This is a genomic window from Tessaracoccus bendigoensis DSM 12906 (assembly GCF_900141915.1).
Taxonomy (GTDB): Bacteria; Actinomycetota; Actinomycetes; order Propionibacteriales; family Propionibacteriaceae; genus Arachnia; species Arachnia bendigoensis.
The window spans coordinates 1-1,655 of record NZ_FQZG01000147.1; the positions used below are offsets into that span (position 1 = coordinate 1).

Genomic DNA, 1,655 nt, shown 5'->3' on the forward strand with positions numbered 1-1,655 from the left:
CCATGAAACGCCTCGTGTCCCGGGAACTCTACGGAGCCCTCCGAGCCGACCTAAAAACCCTCAAAACCAGCCTTGACAAACTATAGGAACGTCCATCGCGACCTTGTCCGGGGGACTGTTGGCCGGTTCCCCGCATCGCGCGTGGGTGGTATCTCACACGCATAGTCGCCGACTCTCGGCGGGTGCTGGGTGGCTCAACCAGCCTTCGGTTGAGCCACCCAGGCTCTGGCCTACCGCCCAGGCCAGCCCGCAGGTGCCGGGCTCCAGCCGAGGAATCGGTACTGGTTCGTCGTGCCGCCAGCGGGGTTGTTGCTGACGCGGACCGTCGACGCTGGGTTGATGAAGGTACCGTCACCACGTGCGATCATCACGTGTCCGTATCCTCCGTCCCAGTCGTTTCGGCTGAAGACGAGTGATCCCGCCGGGATGTTGGTGGTGGTGTACTTCATGGTGCCAGCGGCCTTCAGCGCATTGAAGGCCGCAAGAGCCGAAGCGTATTTTCCAGAAGTGCCGTAGGCATTCTCTACGAATCTCTCACACCAACCGTTGTAGGCGGTACTCCCCATCATCGAATTGCCCCAAGCCACGGCCTTGCTCGCCTTGCTTGAAGCAGTGGGGGCCGATGGCGTTGAGGTGGCCCACGTGCATCCGCTCGAGCATGTCGCTGTGGTGGTTGTTGTGCCGATCTTGATCGTCGCTGTCAATTTCGTCGAGCCAGGGGCATATGACTGCATCGAGTATGACCAGGCAGTGTTGTCCACCTCGGCCCGCGTCCACTTGTTGGTGGCGTGGTCCATCGTCTGTTTGGTGGTGGTCTGCTTTACGCCGGAATACTCAATCCAGTTGGTGCCGCAGGCATTGGAGACCTTGATGGAGGCAGTGCCGCCGGACACCGAGCGTGTTGCGAGTGTCCATGCAGTTTTCGAACACCCAGTGGTGTACGGATCGGTGTTGAAATGCGACGGGGCTGCAACTGAGGCTGTAATCGGGGTTATTGCAGTGACGAGCAGGACGACTGGGACTACCTTGGCCACGGTGCTGCGGATGGATCTCACAGCTACTCCCTTCGGTTGGATTAGTCGAAAGTGTGGGCTTGAGTTTGTTGACGGTCAATGGGTTGGCCAACCCATTGAGTGGGTCGACGATGGGCAGCGTCTCTGTCTGTCGGGGTTGTTGTGAGAAACTGAACCGATGTCGGATCCGATCCACGCGGCGCGACGGTTGAGCCGGGCCGTGAGTGGATATTGCGTTCGTGGAGAGCCGAGGTTCCGCTGTGGGGTGAGTCAGTGTCCCGGGCATGATTGGGTCGACGTGACGGTGTCTCTGGTGAGCCGCGGCGATACTGAGGGCCTTCGGGGTTTGTCAGGGGAGGGTGCTGAGGGTCTCGCGAAGGAATCGTGGCCGTCGGCGAAGGTGGCGTGCGCGATGGCGGTGATCCTCTCGGCATGTGGTTTCATGCCCAGGACTCCTGACGGGGTGAGATCTTCGACGAATGGCCTGAGCGGGAATCCAGCCTTCGTGAGGCAACCCGAGCGTCTTGGGGAGCCGTTCGGCCGTCTGCGCGATCCGAATCGTCCGTTGATGGATTGCCTCAGGTGTCTCCTGGGTGCCCGCGGCGGCGCCGGGCTGGGTGACTGTGAGGCCTGCCGTGCTCG

At 61.2% G+C, this 1,655-nt stretch carries 2 protein-coding genes; one reads left to right on the top strand and one right to left on the bottom strand.

Annotated elements, in window-relative coordinates; translation table 11 throughout:
- Positions 1 to 230: 230 nt before the first annotated feature.
- Positions 231 to 569 carry a hypothetical protein gene (locus tag BUC15_RS19720; protein WP_139280368.1) on the bottom strand — a complete coding sequence of 113 codons (339 nt, stop codon included), beginning with the start codon at positions 567 to 569 and terminating at the stop codon, positions 231 to 233.
- A 73-nt stretch (positions 570 to 642) separates the two neighbouring features.
- On the opposite strand from BUC15_RS19720, the gene BUC15_RS18820 reads away from it, so the two are divergent.
- Entirely contained in the window at positions 643 to 1,179 is a 537-nt protein-coding gene (locus tag BUC15_RS18820; RefSeq protein WP_139280369.1) for a hypothetical protein, read from the top strand.
- Positions 1,180 to 1,655: the final 476 nt, after the last annotated feature.